The 16,519-nt window shown below is 63.2% G+C and carries 17 protein-coding genes; 7 read left to right on the forward strand and 10 right to left on the reverse strand.

Annotated features, from left to right (window positions below; translation table 11 throughout):
* The first annotated feature begins 124 nt into the window (after positions 1-124).
* Together LK12_RS24495 and LK12_RS24500 are read left to right on the forward strand one after the other, a co-directional pair.
* Positions 125-436: a hypothetical protein gene (locus LK12_RS24495; protein ID WP_197063433.1), complete on the forward strand. Its 312-nt coding sequence runs from the start codon at positions 125-127 to the stop codon at positions 434-436.
* The gene (locus LK12_RS24500; RefSeq protein ID WP_156135350.1) at positions 426-602 is read left to right on the forward strand and encodes a hypothetical protein; all 177 of its coding nucleotides are present in this window, start codon (positions 426-428) and stop codon (positions 600-602) included. Before LK12_RS24495 ends, LK12_RS24500 begins: the two co-directional genes overlap by 11 nt.
* A gap of 87 nt (positions 603-689) precedes the next feature.
* On the opposite strand, the gene LK12_RS01555 is transcribed toward LK12_RS24500, so the two are convergent.
* From LK12_RS01555 to LK12_RS01585, 9 genes are all read right to left on the reverse strand, one after another.
* Complete coding sequence (locus LK12_RS01555) at positions 690-2,297, reverse strand: FAD-dependent oxidoreductase (protein ID WP_039278470.1); 1,608 nt, start codon at positions 2,295-2,297, stop codon at positions 690-692.
* Positions 2,287-4,206, reverse strand: coding sequence for an asparagine synthase (glutamine-hydrolyzing) (gene asnB / locus LK12_RS01560; RefSeq protein WP_039278472.1), 1,920 nt, complete (start codon positions 4,204-4,206; stop codon positions 2,287-2,289). The genes LK12_RS01555 and asnB overlap by 11 nt, the downstream gene beginning before the upstream one ends.
* A 56-nt stretch (positions 4,207-4,262) precedes the next feature.
* The gene (locus LK12_RS25065; protein WP_231568178.1) at positions 4,263-4,748 is read right to left on the reverse strand and encodes an MFS transporter; all 486 of its coding nucleotides are present in this window, start codon (positions 4,746-4,748) and stop codon (positions 4,263-4,265) included.
* 7 nt (positions 4,749-4,755) lie between these two features.
* A complete protein-coding gene (locus LK12_RS25260; RefSeq protein WP_269430628.1) occupies positions 4,756-4,881 on the reverse strand; it encodes a hypothetical protein in 126 nt (41 codons plus the stop codon).
* Between the two features lie 6 nt (positions 4,882-4,887).
* Positions 4,888-5,232, reverse strand: coding sequence for an MFS transporter (locus LK12_RS25070; RefSeq protein ID WP_231568179.1), 345 nt, complete (start codon positions 5,230-5,232; stop codon positions 4,888-4,890).
* Between the two features lie 93 nt (positions 5,233-5,325).
* Complete coding sequence (locus tag LK12_RS01570; RefSeq protein ID WP_039278474.1) at positions 5,326-5,766, reverse strand: DUF2721 domain-containing protein; 441 nt, start codon at positions 5,764-5,766, stop codon at positions 5,326-5,328.
* Positions 5,767-5,789: 23 nt separating this feature from the next.
* The gene (locus tag LK12_RS01575; protein ID WP_156135397.1) at positions 5,790-6,605 is read right to left on the reverse strand and encodes a class I mannose-6-phosphate isomerase; all 816 of its coding nucleotides are present in this window, start codon (positions 6,603-6,605) and stop codon (positions 5,790-5,792) included.
* Between the two features lie 10 nt (positions 6,606-6,615).
* Positions 6,616-7,659 (reverse strand): mannose-1-phosphate guanylyltransferase, encoded by a 1,044-nt coding sequence (locus tag LK12_RS01580; protein ID WP_039278478.1) that lies wholly within the window; start codon positions 7,657-7,659, stop codon positions 6,616-6,618.
* Positions 7,660-7,806: 147 nt separating this feature from the next.
* Entirely contained in the window at positions 7,807-8,541 is a 735-nt protein-coding gene (locus LK12_RS01585) for a TonB family protein (protein ID WP_039278480.1), read from the reverse strand.
* Positions 8,542-8,663: 122 nt separating this feature from the next.
* On the opposite strand from LK12_RS01585, the gene LK12_RS01590 reads away from it, so the two are divergent.
* Both LK12_RS01590 and LK12_RS01595 read left to right on the forward strand, forming a co-directional pair.
* Positions 8,664-9,380, forward strand: a complete 717-nt coding sequence (locus LK12_RS01590; RefSeq protein ID WP_039278483.1) for a dienelactone hydrolase family protein — start codon at positions 8,664-8,666, stop codon at positions 9,378-9,380.
* 359 nt (positions 9,381-9,739) lie between these two features.
* The gene (locus tag LK12_RS01595; RefSeq protein WP_231568181.1) at positions 9,740-12,241 is read left to right on the forward strand and encodes a TonB-dependent receptor; all 2,502 of its coding nucleotides are present in this window, start codon (positions 9,740-9,742) and stop codon (positions 12,239-12,241) included.
* 106 nt (positions 12,242-12,347) lie between these two features.
* Here the strand turns inward: LK12_RS01595 and LK12_RS01600 are convergent, their stop codons facing one another.
* Positions 12,348-13,418 (reverse strand): aminoglycoside phosphotransferase family protein, encoded by a 1,071-nt coding sequence (locus tag LK12_RS01600; protein ID WP_039278490.1) that lies wholly within the window; start codon positions 13,416-13,418, stop codon positions 12,348-12,350.
* A 193-nt stretch (positions 13,419-13,611) separates the two neighbouring features.
* Between LK12_RS01600 and LK12_RS01605 the strand changes: the two genes are divergently transcribed.
* Genes LK12_RS01605 through LK12_RS01615 form a run of 3 tightly spaced genes read left to right on the forward strand, consistent with a single transcriptional unit; the run spans position 13,612 to position 16,435 of the window.
* Entirely contained in the window at positions 13,612-14,826 is a 1,215-nt protein-coding gene (locus LK12_RS01605) for a CaiB/BaiF CoA transferase family protein (RefSeq protein ID WP_039278493.1), read from the forward strand.
* Positions 14,826-15,254, forward strand: a complete 429-nt coding sequence (locus LK12_RS01610; RefSeq protein ID WP_039278497.1) for a Zn-ribbon domain-containing OB-fold protein — start codon at positions 14,826-14,828, stop codon at positions 15,252-15,254. Before LK12_RS01605 ends, LK12_RS01610 begins: the two co-directional genes overlap by 1 nt.
* Positions 15,251-16,435, forward strand: coding sequence for a thiolase family protein (locus LK12_RS01615; RefSeq protein ID WP_039278500.1), 1,185 nt, complete (start codon positions 15,251-15,253; stop codon positions 16,433-16,435). Before LK12_RS01610 ends, LK12_RS01615 begins: the two co-directional genes overlap by 4 nt.
* Positions 16,436-16,519: the final 84 nt, after the last annotated feature.

Raw genomic sequence — 16,519 nt, forward strand, 5'->3', positions numbered from 1 at the left:
CGTTTTTCTTGGCTGATACTGCAATCACCTTCCAACCAGATTAAGTGGTCTAACCGGAGGTGAGCAAGCTTCTCAAGCGACTCATAAAATTGACTTTTCCCGCAATCTTCTGCTTACTAACTGAATGAGTAGGTACGTCTTCCAGCGCATAGTTAGGGACTATGCATCAGCGCTATTGCTGATGGGTGCGATGGGCGCATTTGGCACAGCTGCTATTGACGCCAGTTCCCCAGAGCAATGCCAAGTTGAATCCGGGACAAAAATTTGCCGAGATAACATTGATGGTGATGCTATCGAATGGGCTGGCTGGGGATTTATTGCAAGTGCAGGATTAGCGGGAATAAACCTTGCTCCCGCTAAAAATGGCACCCCCTCCCCTCAACCTATCAATGAGATGATTCGCAATCGCCGAGAAAGTGAAGACAATGAGCACTGACGGCATCCAGCATCGTTTATTAACGCGGGTGATTGGTCTGCTCGGCATCGCAAGCTTGGGCTTGGCGGCAACTTTGCTTCTGGATGCCCCATTTACAATGATCATTTTTGTTGGGCTGATAGCCGGGATTATCTTATTTAACTCAACAAGAGAGCCTCCCCAGTAACTTCCATGCGGCATCCATCCGACAAAGCATTTCGGAATGAACACTCATTGAAATAGCTTGGGCTGGTTCCCTGATATCGACTTCAACTCACCCCGCCTTCAATTCCCCATCCAGCCGCTCCGCCAGCCGCAGCGCCAGCGCGACCAGCGTAAAGGTCGGGTTCGCCCAGCCTGCGGTCGGGAAGACCGAGCTGCCCGCCACGTGCAGGTTCGCAAGCCCATGCACCCGGCAATGCGCATCGACGACGCCCGCCTTGGGATCGTCGCTCATGCGGGTGCCGCCCATGTGGTGGTAGCCGGCGATGGGGTGGTTGCCGACGGTAGGGTCGACCGGCCAGTCGTTGCCCGCCTCCGTGATCCACTCGGTCGGCGTCACGTGCCCCTGCCCCATGCGCTGCAATTCCTCGCCGAAGACGCGGGCGAAGACGCGGGCGGTATGCTTGTCGAGGTCGTCGAGCTGCCAGTCGAGATCCGCCTGCCGCTCGCCCAAAGCATTGCGCTTCGACGAGAGGACGATGCGGCTGTCCGGGTTGGGCGCCTGCTCCCCGCGAATGATCATGTAGAGGCCGGTCATGCCGGTATTGGCCATGGCGGCCTCCACCTTCTCGCGCACGGCCTTGTGAAACCAGGCCCGCACGCCGCGGTAGATGTGGTCGAGCCGGCGGCCGGTGCGGTTCGGGTTCAGTGAGTGCTTGATCGTGCCGTAGAGCTTGTTGCCCAGCGCCACGCCCTTTTCCGGCGGGCGCTGCAGCTTGAAGGTGACGATCGAGTTCATCGCCCCTTCCGCTTCCTGCACCGCGTCGGACAGGCGCAGCACCGGCGCCAGCGGCGGGCCGGACTTCATGAAGCGCTTCTGGTAGGCGGCCCACAGATCGAACGGGCGCGATGTCTCGACCTTGCCGATGCGGCCGGTGGGATGCTCCATGAAGAAGCGGCCGAGCTGGTCTTGCGCGTTGCCGAGGCCGCCCGAGATCACATCGTCGGAGGCCATCATCAGGCGCACGTTCTCGATGGCCCCGCAAGCCAGCACATAGTGCTTCGCCTTCAGCCGCGCCGACTGGCCGGTGAGCGCCTTGACCTCGACATGCTCGATCTCGGCGCCGTTGACGCTCGCCTGAACCTGCGTGGCATTGGCGTGGAGCACGATGGTGAGGTTGAGCGCGTCGATCAGGTCTTTCGCGCGGGCCTGCGCGAAGCGTTCGGTCGCCTCATCGAAACGCCAGAGGTCGGTCGCGAGCTTTTCCGGGTCGAAGCCCTGATCGGGAATGCCGCAGAGCCGGTAGGCATCGTCCCATTCGAACGGGCCGATCTCGAAGATGTCCTGCGCCTTGCGCCAGTAGGGCATCACGTCGTCGCGCGTGATCGGCCAGCCCGAATGCGGCACCCACGAACGCCTGGCGAAGTCGATCTTGTCGAGGATCGCGCAGCGCCCGCCCCAGATCGATACCGTGCCGCCGAAGAAGCGCAGGCGCGATTCCTCCAGCGGGTAGTAGTCGTGGCCGATGTTGGTGCCACCGTAGAGCGCCTGCGTCTTCTCCTCGAAGTCCATGCCGCCGCTCTCGGCAAGGCACACCTGATGGCCCGCGCGCATCAATTCGCGCGCGAGCGTCACCCCCGCCGCACCCGCGCCGATCACGCAAACGTCGAACTGCCTGTCGGCAAACGCTTCGGGGTTTTTCTGAAGATCAACGAGCATCGAAAGTCTGGTCCCACCAGCAGGAGAACATGGCGATCGCGTAGAGGATACGACCGTGATTGGCGAGGCCGGCGGCATGTTCGGCGAACAGCTTCTCGACCGCGTCCTGCCGCAGGTAGCCGCTCTTCGAGGCGCCGCTGGAGGTCCAGGCCTCCTGCGCGAAGGAGGCAAAGCCGCCGCTGAACCATTCGGCGAAGGGAAGCTGGAAGCCCAGCTTTCGCTCGTCCAGCGCGCCGGGGAAGAGCCAGGGCTCCACCGCCTTGCGCAGCGCATATTTGCCGACTTTACCGCGTAACTTCATGTCGCGCGGCATCGTCAGCGCCCAGTCCACCAGCTTGTGGCTGAGGAAGGGCACGCGCGCTTCGAGCGAATGCGCCATCGAGCCGCGATCGGTGCGATTGAGCAGCGAGGCGGGCATGTGGACAGTGAGGTCCGCCAGCATGAACTGCGCCAGCGGATCGAGATCGCGCGCGCCGGGTTCACCGAAATACTCGCGCTCGAGATCCGCAAAGGGGTGATCGCTCACTTGCCGGTCGTGGAAGCCGGATTCGTACAACTCATCGCGCACCCAGGGCGTGGAGATCTGCGTGCCCTGGAAGAAGCGCTGGTAGTTATTTTCCAGCATGGCCGACTGGCGAAAGCGCCGCGCGTTCTGGCGCAGGTAGTTGAGCCGCTTGCTGCCCATGCCGGGCACATGGTCGATGGCGGCCAGCACCGGTTCGAGCATGCGCAGGAATGGTGCTGTGCGCGCGGCGGCGAGCGCGGTGCGCTGGCGCTTGTACCCGGCGAAGATCTCGTCCGAACCCTCGCCGCAGAGCACGACCTTCACATGCTCGGCCGCTAGTTTCGAGAGATGCCAGACGGGCACTGCCGCCGTGGCCGCGCAGGGCTCATCGTGGCTGCGCTGGACTTCGGGCAGCATAATCCCGGCATCCTGCGGTTCGAGCGGCAAGGTGATGTGCTCGCAGCCAAGGTGCATGGCAATGCGCGCGGCAGCCTCGGTCTCGTCGATCGAGGTGCCGGGAAAGCCCATGGTGAAGGCCTTGACCGGCGCCGTGGCGTGGCGGGCCATCGACGCGACAATGGCGCTGGAATCCACACCGCCCGACAGGAACGCGCCGACCGTGACGTCGGCCAGCATGTGCCGTTTCGTCGTTTCCGAGACCCATTCCTGCGTCTGCTCGATCCACTCTGCCTCGGACAAGCCCTCTGTCACCTTGAACGCGGGGCGCCAAAATTGGCGGATGTCGGGTTCGCCCGCGGGGCCGATGTGGAGCACGTGGCCAGGCGGCAGTGTGTTCACCTCGTTCCAGATCGAGCGCGGCTTCTGCACGTGCCCGAACATGAAGAAGTCATGCACCCCGCGCTCGCAGACGGTGAAGTCGAGCGCACCGCCATCGGCGGAATACATCGCCCGCAAGGTGCGGATTTCCGAACCGAAGGCCAGGCCGCCCTGCTGCAGCGTGTAATAGACCGGCTTGATCCCCAGCGGGTCACGCGCGAGCACCAGCCGGCGCTCCTTCGCATCCCAGATGGCAAGGCCGTACATGCCTTCCAGCTTCGGCCAGGCTTCGTCCCCCCAGCGCACATAGGCGGCGAGGATCGTCTCGGTGTCGCCGTGGGTGGAGAATTGCCAGCCCCAGGCCTCCAGTTCGTCGCGCAGGTCGGGGAAGTTGTAGACCTCGCCGTTAAAGACGATCGCCCAGCGCCCGTCAGCGGAAAACATAGGCTGGTGGCCGCCTTCCAGATCGACGATCGACAGGCGACGGTGGCCCAGCCCGATATCGCCGTCGATGTGGATCCCGCTATCGTCGGGGCCGCGATGGACGATCGTGTCGCAAGCTCGCGCGATGGCGTCGCGCGGCACCGGCCTGCCGCCGCGTCTGTACCAGCCGGTTATACCGCACATGGGCCCCTCGCATCCGCCGCCATGAACATGACCGTTCCGTTACAGGCGGCATGGTGTCAGGAAAAGGCCTCGGCCTCCTTCTCGTCCTTCCACCGTGGATAAGGGGGTAGCAGGAACAGCAGCGCCCCGCCCACCGTACAGCCGACCACGCCGAACCACAGGAAGGGGCCGTACCCGCCCATGGTGTCGTAGATATATCCGGCCACGAACGGACCCAGCCCCGAGGCCAGGGCGACCAGCGCGGACATCAGGCCATAGATCGCCCCGAAATTCCGCATGCCCGCGTATCCCACGGTCAGGAAAGCGCAGATCTGCATCTTGGTCCCGGCGGCATAACCGTTGATCACCACGGCCACGATCACCGCGAAGGTCGATTCGATGAAACGGTCGAGCATGAAGAACGTCACTGCGGTCACGCCCATTGTCAGGCCGCCGATCCAGTTCGGGCGGAAGCGATCGAGCAGGAACTCCGTCGTCAGCTTGCCCACGACCCCGGCAATACCGCCCAGCGACATGATCCAGGCGGCCGTTTCGCGCGGCATCCCGCTTTCAGTGAGGATCGTAGAGGAACAGCCAGCACAGCAGCAGCGTCAATGTCCCCCAGCCCACGCCGAGCCAGAAGAACGCCCCGCGCCATCCGGTCGTGGCGATCAGCCAGTTGCCCAGCGGCGGCACCACGGTCTAGGCAATGGCGGTGCCGGCGACGACAATGCCGAGCGCCAGCCCGAACATCGCGGTGCCGGCCATGGTGATGACGATCCCGGGCAGCGCGAGCCGGCGGGAACCGAGACGATCGATCAGCGCCCCGTAAAAAGGGGAAAACAGCGCCGTGACGCCGGTCGCAATGGCAGGCCCCGCCGACAGCAGCGACTTGTCCCAGCCGAATTCCCGGTTCAACGGCCCCATGAACAGGCCCACTGCCGAAAGCAGGACCGAGAAGAACGAAAAGCCTACCGCCGATGCCAGCACCAGCGTCCAGCCCTGCGACCACTCCTCGGCCTGGGTATGTGGTCTTGCTTGCGTCACGATGGCTCCTCCCTGGGTCCGGCAGCCTAGAGGCGAAGGAGAATTAGGCAATCGCACTGCGGCAAGCCGCCGCCGCAGCGATGTTCCGGCCGCTCAGATCTGGCGGTCGAGTTCCAGAAAGTCGCGCGGAATACGGAGGGACGCGGCCGCGACCTGCGTTTCGCGGAGGAACAGTACCAGTCCAACCATGAGCAAGGACAAGGCCGCAATGAACGTCCCGGCCGCAATGACGCGCACCTCGGCACCCAACAGTTCCTCCAGAAACAGCAGAAACACGGTAATACCGATGAACAAGCCGCTCAGCACCAGCAGACGCATGGCCTGCCCGATGAGCCGGATGCGCCGGTCGACCGTGCGGATTTCCAGCACGACCATGTCATGCTCGGAGCCTTCGGTGCCGGCGTACTTCTCCTGAAGCGCCCTTGCCCTGTCGACCACGCGGCTGAGGCGAGCTGTCAGCAGATTGAGGATATTGCCGATCGCCACCAGCATGAACACCGGGGCAAGTGCGAGCTGGATGGTCTGGGCGATCATGACGCGCTTATCGCACCGTCGCGTCAGCCTGCACAGCCCCTTGCAAGCAAGCACACACCCCCGTCGTCGAAAGCAACCTCATCCAGCGTCCGCGCGAGCGCACAGCCGCCGGGAGCGATGGTTTCGCCTGAGACGACCACGTCGCCTTCGCGGGGAATGACCAGCAGAGAGCCGGGATAGCGCGCCGTCATCTCGTCTGAGGGTTTGCCCTCGACCTGATCGAGCAGGAAGAGAGGCCCGTCGACCAGGCCGTGCGTACCCCGGGGAGGAATCGATTTGCTCCAGGCCGCCAGATCGTAGGGTTCGCCCGAGGCTACAGCCATGCCCTCTTCCAAGTGCAGTTCTCGCGGCCGACCGTAATCGAACAGGCGGTAGGTGATGTCGGAGTTCTGCTGCACTTCGATCAGGCTCACGCCGGCACCGATGGCATGAACGGTGTTGGCCGGAATGTAGAAGAAGTCGCCGGGCTTCACCGCGTGCCAGGTCATCAGCCCTTCAATCGACCCGTCGCGGGCAGCAACACGCATCTCGTCTTCACCGAGTGTGGCGTCAAAACCGATGCCAAGCGTCGCTCCCGGCTCTGCCGCCACGATCAGCCAGCATTCTTCCTTGCCCTGACGGCCGATGCCCTTGGCCAGCGTTTGGGTGTCGGACGGATGGACCTGTACGGACAGTTTCTCGCTGGTGAAGATGTACTTGACCAGAAGCTCGGGCAGTTCCGGAGGCGGTTCGAACCAGATTTCGCCAATGCGCCTGCCTTGGGGAGCACAGAATGGCTCGGGCAGCACATCCTTGCCCCAGGGCTTTTCGACCTGGCGAATGGGCAGCGAGGCCATCAGGACGTCTCCCTTACTGATTGGCCGCTCCATCCAGCTTGCCGACCTTCTGCACACCGGCAACCGTGGTGACCATGATGTCGTCACCGTCCACGACCACGATGACGTCTTCAAGCCCGATGACGGAGACGCGCGGACCGTCACTGTCCACCAGAACATTGTGGCAGTCCACCAGTTCCGCCTTACCGGGACCCCGCACTGAGTTGCCGTCTGCGTCACGCTCCAGCGCCTCGTGCAGAGCGTGCCAGTTGCCGATGTCGGACCAGTTCATGTCCGCCGGGACCATCGCTGCGCGCTGCGTGTTCTCCATCACCGCGTAGTCAACCGAATCGCTTTCCACGCCGGCAAATGTCTCGGCGTCGGGATGAAAGCGGCGGCCGTCCTCACGACCCTTGGCTACGGCATCGGCCACGACTGCCGCGATCTGCGGCCGGTGGGCTGCGAGTTCTCCAAGGAAATCCTTCACGCGGAACGCGAAGATGCCGCCGTTCCAGGCATAAATGCCTTCCGCCAGAAAGCGCTTGGCGGTCTCGAGATCGGGCTTTTCGACGAACTGGGCGGTACGAAAGCCCTTGGCGCCGATCGCCTCGCCGCGCTTGAGATATCCGAAACCGGTCTCAGGTGCAGTGGCTTCGATACCGAACGAGACCAGCCAACCATCCTCGGCCAGTTCGGCGGCAGCGATCGCGGATTGCGCGAATGCCTTCGGATTGCCGATATGATGGTCGCTGGGACACACCAGCATCACGGCATCCTCGGGCAAGCGGCAGGCCGCAAGGGCAATGGCGGCGGCAGTGTTGCGCGCCATGGGCTCCACGATGATCTGCCCACCATCGCTCGATCCGAGTTGTTCTTCCACGTGATCGAGATGCTTGTGCCCCGTGACTACGACGGGCGGATCGAAGCCTTCCCCAACGGGACAACGTGCCAAGGCGGCCTCGAACAAGGTGCTGTCGCCTACCAGCGGCAGGAAAGGTTTCGGCTTGCTCGCGCGGCTGCGCGGCCAGAGGCGCGTTCCACTCCCCCCGCACAGGATCACCGGGACAATCTTGGACATAACCCTCATACTTTTCACGAATGTGCCTGATCGCGGCGATCATTCCAAACCAAGTGCTGCATTACAACGGCCGACCCTGTAATACCGTCCAGGGCTTCCATGCAACGTCAGAGCAGCACAAATGCCCCCAATTCCCAGCGCCCTACCTCAATAAAACCAACGCTGGCGCCAGCGGTATATGGCTTCGATCGGCTGCCCGGCACTATTCCGTGCAGGGCGGAAGCGAAACCGTTTGGTGGCCAGTTCGCAGGTGATCCGGTCGGCTGCAGGGTCGGGACTGGGCCGAACGACACGGCAAGCCTTGACCCGGCCGTCAGCCCCGACAGTCAGGTCGATCGTCACGGAAGACCCGACCCTGAGGTCCCGGCTGGCCCGCGGATAGTCCCTTGCCGAATTGATATCGCCGCTGATCTTCACGGTGGGGGCAGCCTGTCCGCCGCCGCCCTGTCCCGCCCCCCCGGTTCCCGCGCCTGTTCCCGCCCCGGCCCCGGACGCACCGGTGCCTTCGCCTGCTTCCCGCGCTCCCGATGCGTTCTCGTCCCCTTCGCCGGCCACGGGCGGAGCCTGCGTCGGCTTGATTGCCACTTTGGCCTGGGGGGCGGCCACCTCGCGTGGCTTGGCCTTCTTTGCCGGTGCGCCTGCGGCCCCTTCCTTTTTCGGTGGCGCCACGCTGGGTGCGGGAGAGGGCGAAGGCGCGGGCTCCGGCTCGGGTGGTTCGGATGTGACGGTGAACGCCTGGGTCATGGTTCGCACGACGGTGGCGGCGAAATCGGGCGTGAAGGCGCGGATAAGGGCCGCGACCAACACGACGTGAATCAGCAATACCGCACCGGCAACGGCCCACCGCTTGCGGCGATCCATACGGAGGTCGGCCTGCGTCATGCTCCGGCCATGCCATGGGCCGATGCTCTCTTGCAACGTCCACTTTGACAAACGCGAAAGCCCAATGCATTCACCTTTATGAATGATAATTCGCATTTGCGATGCAGCACGGGGAGAAGCTGATGGCCGAATTCGAACCGGTCAGGTGGATGCACGGCGACGTGACGCTGGAAGGCGCCATCGCAAGGCCGAAAGATCGGACCACTCGCGGAACGGTGATGATGTTTCCCGGTGCGACCGGCCCCGGCAGGAGCTTTCACGCCACAATGCGCGAACTGGCCAACGAGGGCTATCTGGCTGTCGGCATCGACATGTATGGTGTCGAAGCCGACATATCCACGCCGCAAGCGGCAGGTCAACATTTCACGCGAATGCTGGAACAGCCGGCACTGCTGCGCGAACGCGTCGTCGCCTGGTTCGAGACGGTATGCGGCATGAACGAGGTCGATGCGAAGCGCGTTGCCGCTATCGGCTACTGCTTTGGTGGCAAATGCGTGCTGGAATTGGCGCGTAGCGGTGCTGCAGTGGCCGCGGTTACGAGTTTTCACGGCCTGTTGACGACGCATGCACCGGCGCGCGCCGGCGAGGTGCGGGCGGACATCGCGGTTTGGGCAGGCGGCCGGGATCCCTATGCACCGGCAACCGATCTCGATGCCCTACGCGAAGAACTCGACGCAGCCGGAGCGCGGTATCAGGTCACGCTGTTTTCCTACGCCCAGCACTCCTTCACCGACCCGGACCACGACGCGGTCGCCGAGGGCATTGCATACGACCCCATGGCCCATCGCATCGCCTGGGCGGGAACCTTGGCAATGCTGGCCGAAACGCTTGGCGACTGATTGCTCCGAAAAGTGTCACCGATCAGCCACATATGCAGCCAAATATTCCATTTAATGACTTATGTTTCGCAATTTGGAAATGAAACGCGCTGCTTTCGCTTGCATCCGAACGCGAGTTCGATACTCTGCGGCGAACGAAACCGAAAGATGTCGGCAACAGACACGTCGGGTGAGAGGAGGCACGAAGGGAGAGCACATGGGGGATTTCCGGCGAGCCCGGACATCGTCTTTTCCGCAATCTCTACAAGCCAGCCAACTCCAACGGACCGGAATTCCGGCCGCCGACGGTACTGTACGCCTTTTGTGAGAACAGGGTTTCCGGAGGAGAAATGAATATGCTTGTCAGGAATTTCAAAAGCATGCTGTTGCTCGGCGTTGCCTTCTCGGGCACGTCGGTGGCGATGCCGGCACTTGCCCAGGAATCCGCCACGGCACCCGGCGAAATCATCGTGACGGCGCGGCGTGTCGAGGAACGCCTGCAGGACGTGCCGATCTCGATGACGGTGTACAACAGCGATCAGATCGAGAAGCGCAACATCGCCGTTGCGTCCGACCTCGCGCTCACCACACCGTCGCTGTCGGTCAATACGCGTTATGGCCCTGAAAAAGCGACATTCTCTCTGCGCGGGTTCAACCAGGATGCAGCGACCGCACCGACCGTGGGCGTGTACTTCGCCGACGTCGTCGGCGTTCGCGCCCAGGGCGGCACCGCTGGCGGCAACACGGTGGGTGCCGGCGCCTTTACCGATTTGCAGAACGTGCAGGTCCTCAAGGGTCCGCAGGGCACGCTCTTCGGCCGCAACACGACGGGCGGCGCCGTGTTGCTCGTTCCGAAGAAGCCGACCGACCTGCTGGAAGGCTCGATCGAGGGCACTGTCGGCAACTACGACCAGCGCCGCGTACAGGCCGCGATCAACATTCCGCTGGCCGACACGTTCAAGGTGCGTGTCGCCGTCGACCGCAACAAGCGCGACGGCTACATGAAGAATCTCTCGGGTGTCGGGCCCAGCGCCTACAACGACGTCGATTATTTCTATGGCCGTCTCAGCGTCGTCGCCGACCTGACGCCGAACCTCGAGAATTACTCGATCTTCCATTACAGCCGCTCGGACACGAACGGATATGCGACGCGCTATGAAGGCTGCGACCGCGATCCCACTTCGCCGCTGCTGGGCGGCAGCCTTACCCGGTACTACACTTCGCTGGCAGCCTGTGACCAGATCGACCGGCAAGCGGCGCGGGGTGATGGACCGCTCGACGTCGAAGTACGCAACCCCAATCCGCGCATCTACCTGCGTACCTGGCAGTTCATCAACACGACCACCTGGCAGGCCAGCGACACGATCACCCTCAAGAACATCGTGAGCTACGGCGAATATCGCGAACAGGCCGCATTCAGCCTCTATTCGGATAATCTGTACGTGCCCAACACGCCGGTAACGCAATTCTTTGCTGCACGCGGCGGCCCTCTGCCCGGCTCGCCGTTCAGCTACATTCGCCTCGATACCCAGCCGGGCCATGATGCCGCTGCGGAGTCGACCACCACGGAGGAACTGCAGATTCAGGGGCGCTCGCTCGACGGCAAGTTCGACTTCGTCCTTGGCGGCTATCTCGAGTTCAGCCGTCCGATCGGCTATAACCAGCAGCGCACAGGCGTTTATGGCAACTGCGCGTCACCCGGTACGCTGGACTGCGCCGGGGGCCTGCCGTTGGTACCGATTGCCCCGGGCGTGACCGTCCCGGGCGCCATTGTTTCGGAATCGCGTACCAGGCTGAATTTCGACAACCACGGCATCTTTGCCCAGGGGACTTACAACTTTACAGACCAACTTGCCTTGACCCTGGGCGGACGTTGGACCTTCGACAAGATCAACGGGTACTCCGAGAGCAACCGCTACATCTTTGCAGACATTCCAGGTGTGGGCACCATTCCCGTCAGCCGTTCATGCAACGACAGCTTGAACCACCCGGACGTCAATCTGCTGGCCAACGGGGGCGACACCTCGGCTTGCGGAACGACCATCATCAACAAGTCCAACAAACCGACCTGGCTTATCGATGTGGACTTCAAGCCGACACCGGATACCCTGCTTTACGCAAAGTATTCGCGCGGCTACCGTCAGGGCACGGTCAACTTCACCAATCCGGGCCTCGAGACGTCCCAGCCCGAAAAGCTGGACGCCTACGAAATCGGCGCGAAGCTGACTTTCCGTGGGGCCGTCCCCGGCTATTTCAACATTGCCGCCTTCTATAACGACTTTACCGACCAGCAGGTGTTCGGCGGCCTGATCGCGAAGGAAGGCAGCGGCATTGCCGGTGGCGCGGCGATCATCAATGCCGGTAAATCGACCATCAAGGGTATCGAGGTCGATTCCGGCGCCACGCTGTTCGATGTTCTGCACCTTAGCGCAGGCTATACTTATCTCGATACGAAGCTGAAGGAACTGGTTACGCCGACCCTCAGCCCCGACAGCCCCTTTGAAGCCATCATTCCGCGCGGTGTGATCGGCGGGCCATTGACCTATTCGCCGAAACACAAGTTGACGCTTTCGGCCGACGTCAACGTGCCGCTGGGTGATGGTGTCGGCGACCTCTCGCTGGGTGGCATCTTTTCGTACACATCTTCGCAGTACGTCGATGGCAACAGCAAGATCCCCGGTTACAGCATCGTCAACCTGAACGCGAGTTGGCGGGATGTCGGCGGATCGGGCTTCGATCTGGTCGCCTTCGCCACGAATGTGACCAACAAGCACTATCGCAACACTGCGGGCGGCGGTTACGAGAGCTCAGGGATCTACGACTTCATGTACGGCCAGCCGCGCATGTACGGTCTGCGTCTGAAGTATAATTTCGGCATGTAAACGCAAAAGCCCCCGCGCTTTCCGAGTGGCGCGGGGGTATTTCGGTCCTGACGGACCAGCCTCAAGCCACGCCCGTACGGGCGTGGCTTTTTCATTGGCCCTCGCCTCAGCAGACGCCCAGCAGGGCGAAGCTGTCGTGCCGCATAACCGCCTTGCCCAGACGGTCGGCAAACTGGTTGGTGATCGGCGGATCGACGCGGCGGGTGATCGACCAGAGGTAGAAGCCATAGGCCACCGCCTCGCGGTACTGGCTCCAGGCCTCGTCTTCCCCCGGCATGTCCATGCCGTGGTTGCGCATCATCGCCAGATATTCCCCGAGAAGGCGCCGCTCGTCGACTTCGGCGACCTCGGTCGGCAGCACGGCATTGAGATGATAAGCGACGTCGAGCGCCCAGCCCCCGCGTTGGAGAAGCTGCCAGTCGATCAGCCCCATGCCGTCGGGCGTGCGGAAGATGTTGCCCGCGTGGGCATCGCCATGGATCATGAATTGCGGACGCTCGGCATCGCGCGCCGCGAGTGCCTTCATTGCGGACGCCACGTTCTGCGCATTGCGCACCTTGGGAGACAGGTTGTCGCCGCGCGGTCCGTCGAGCAGCTCCTGCAGCATCTCAGGCGTAACGTAGGACATCTTCGCCAGTTCGGCGGCGCGCGGACGGATCCAGTCGGCACCTTCAAGAAACGCGCTCTTGGCGTGAAGGCGCGAGAGTTGTTCGAGGCTCTGCACCGCGTCATCCGCCGTGAAGGGATCGAGCGCGGAACAGAACGTTGCACCTTCGACGATGAGATCGCGCATGATCGTAACCGCCTGCTGCTTCTCACGGTCGATTACGGTGGCAACCGCTTCCGGCACGCGCACCTGGGTAACCGGGGCGACCTTGCCGTAGAAGTCGGCTTCCAGCACACACGTGGGGCCGCCGCGTGCGGTCATTTCATCGACATCGAGCAAGCCCTTGAGACAGAAGTTGCCCACCGCGCCATCGGCGAACGTGACAGCGAAACGCACCTTGGTGGCAACCGTGCGGATCACTTCCACCTGCTCGACTCCGGTCACGGCCTTGCCGCCCGCTGCACCGGCCAGGGCCTCGCCCAGCCATGCCGGGTTCAGCGCCTCCTCCAGCGTAGCCGGAACCCGCGTATCGGGCTGCGCGGGAACGCGGCTCGTGTGTGCCTGAGACATTCTTCTCCCTTTCCTTATCTGGTTCTCCGACGGATACGGCAAACGCCCCATCCATACGCTTGACTATGCCTTGACCTAATTCGCCATTTCGGTCCATCCTTCGCAATAGAGAATTTATCCGGTCATGCGATGGTCGTCTCGGGCTGTCGGAAAGTGGCGGGAAAGCGAAAAACACGGGAGAGGCCGGAGCGCCATGGGCAAGCCGCTGGAAGGAATCAAAGTCGTCGAAGTCGCCATGTGGGCTTTCGTGCCCGCCTGCGGGGGCATGCTGGCGGATCTCGGCGCGGACGTGATCAAGATCGAACCGCCAAGCGGCGATCCGCTACGCGGGCTCCAGATCGGCGGGCTCAACGAGGAAGGCCGCCGCATCGACTATTCTTGGGAAAGCTACAACCGCGGCAAGCGCTCGATCACGCTCGATCTCAAACAGCAGGCAGGACGCGATGTTCTCTATAAGCTGCTCGAAGACGCGGACGTGTTCCTCACCAACCTGCTTCCCCCCGCCCGCCGGTCGATGCAGATCGATGCCGATACGATCCGTGGCCGGTTCCCGAACATCATCTATGCAAGCGGCAGTGCCGTGGGCCCGACCGGCCCCGAAAGCGAGAAAGGCGGCTACGATGCCATCACCTTCTGGGCGCGCGGCGGCATATCCTCCTCGCTGACCGAGGATGGCGCCGAACTGCCCGTCGGTCCGCCGGGTCCGGCTTTCGGCGATACGCTGTCCGGCTCGATGCTCTCGGGCGCGATCTGCGCCGCCATCGCCAAGCGCGCGCTTACCGGCGAGGCATCGACAGTGGACGTCTCGCTGCTCGGCACCGCCATGTGGTCGATGCAGCGCTATATCTGTCAGGCCACGGCGGACGGCGTGCAGAAATTCCCAAAGCCGCCGGCGAACAAACCGCACAACGTACTGGTCAGCAACTATCGCACGTCCGACGGGCGATTCCTCGCGCTGTGCATGCTGCAGGCGGATAAATACTGGGCGCCGTTCTGCGAAGTGGCAGGACGCCCCGATCTCGCGTCAGACCCGCGCTTTGCCGATGCGAAGGCCCGGCGCGAGAACATCGACGCCTGTTACGGCGAAGTGAAAGCGCTTTTTGCCAGCAAGACCCTGGCCGAGTGGAAGGACATCCTCTCGCGCCAGCAGGGCCAGTGGGACGTCGTGCAGGACGTCGGTGAAATGAAGGACGACGTGCAGGCGCAGGCCAACGGTTACCTCAAGCGCGTGGACTATGGCGACGGCACCGAGATCCCGATGGTCGGCCTGCCCATGCTGTTTGACGGCCACGCGATGAACTCCACCCGCTCGCCCGAGCTTGGCGCCGATAGCGACGGGGTGCTGGAAAGCCTCGGCTACAGCGAGGACGAGATCATCGACCTCAAGGTGCAGGGAGTGGTGTTCTGATGAGCGAGGCGAAACCGCCTGCCCGCAAGCTGCCCGCGCTCGAGCCCGACACCGCATTTTTCTGGACCAGCGGCGCCGACGGCGTGCTGCGCATCCAGCGCTGCGGGGACTGCGGCACCTGGCAGCATCCCCCCTTCCCCCGCTGCTCGTCCTGCGGGAGCGAGGCCGTTGCGCCCGAGCCGGTGTCCGGCAAGGGCCGCATCGCCAGCTACACGATCAACCGCGAACCCTGGGTGCCCGGGCTGGAGGTTCCTTTCCTCTACGCGGCGGTCGAACTGGCCGAGCAGAAGGAACTCTACGTCTTTACCAATCTGCTGGCGCCCATCGATGCCGCACGCGTCGACATGCCGGTGAGCGTGACGTTCGAACAGCACGAGGACGTCTGGCTGCCGATGTTCCGTCCCGATGAAACGGGAGGCGCGGCATGACCCTGCATCCCGAAAAGCTCGCCTGCATCACGGGCGCGGCGCAGTCCGAAGTCGGACGTCCTTCCTCGCGCACCGCGTTGCAGCTCACCGCCGATGCCTGCCTTGCCGCGATTGCCGACGCCGGTCTCGAAGTTTCCGACATCGACGGCATTGCCTGCTATCCCGGCAAGTCGGCGGAAGGCGGGGGGATTGCCCCTGTCAGTCCATCAGAGGCGGCGGCCGTGCTCGGCATCGATCCCGACTGGATCCTCGCCTCGGCCGAAGGCTTCAGCCACATGGCGCCGATCTTCAACGCGATCACTGCCATCGCCTGCGGGCTGGCGCGCCATGTCGTCGTGTTCCGGTCGGTCGCACAGGCGACCGCGCGCATGGCCTCGCGGTCCTCGACGCTGATGTCCGGTTCCCGCAACCGCGTCGAAGGCAACAACGCCTGGACCGTACCGTTCAACGCGCTCTCGCCGATCAACACCTTCGCGCTCTACGCGCAGGCCTATTTCGAGAAATACGGCGCCAACGAAGAGCAGCTCGGCATGATCGCGGTGAACAACCGCCGCAATGCCGCGCACAACGAGAACGCCGTCTACCGCAAGCCGCTCAGCCTCGAGGACTATCTCGCCAGCCGCGTGATTTCCACGCCGCTGCGGCTGTTCGACTGCGACTCGCATATCGACGGCTCGACCGCGATTGTCGTCTCGCACAAGGATGCGGCCAAAGACCTCAAGAACCCGCCGCTGCACATCGAATCGATGGGCATGGGCGTCGGCGGTCTATGGGTCGGGCGCTACGAAGGCGACTTCACCTCCATGCCGGCGGCGCACAAGTGCGGCCAGATGCTGTGGTCGCGTACCGACCTCAAGCCCGCCGACATGGACTGTGCGCAGATCTACGACGGCTTCTCGATCCATGTCTGGATGTGGATGGAAGCGCTCGGGCTCGTACCGCCGGGCGAGGCATGCCGCTTTGTCGAAGGTGGCCAGCGCATCGCGCTCGATGGCGAACTGCCGCTCAACACCGGCGGCGGACAGCTCTCGGCCGGACGCTTCCATGGCTACGGGCACATCCACGAGGCGACTGTCCAGCTCTGGAACCGGGGCGGCGGGCGGCAGGTCGCCGACGCAAAGACCTGCATCATTTCCAACGGCGGCTACGGATACGGCGCGATGATCCTGCGGCGCGACTGACCGCTCCCCGAAGCGAGTCGCGACCTTGACAGAGTCGTTCATAATTGCGATACTTAGTTCACTATTTCGAATTACTAGAAATTG

The organism is Novosphingobium malaysiense (assembly GCF_000802225.1).
Classification (GTDB): Bacteria; Pseudomonadota; Alphaproteobacteria; order Sphingomonadales; family Sphingomonadaceae; genus Novosphingobium; species Novosphingobium malaysiense.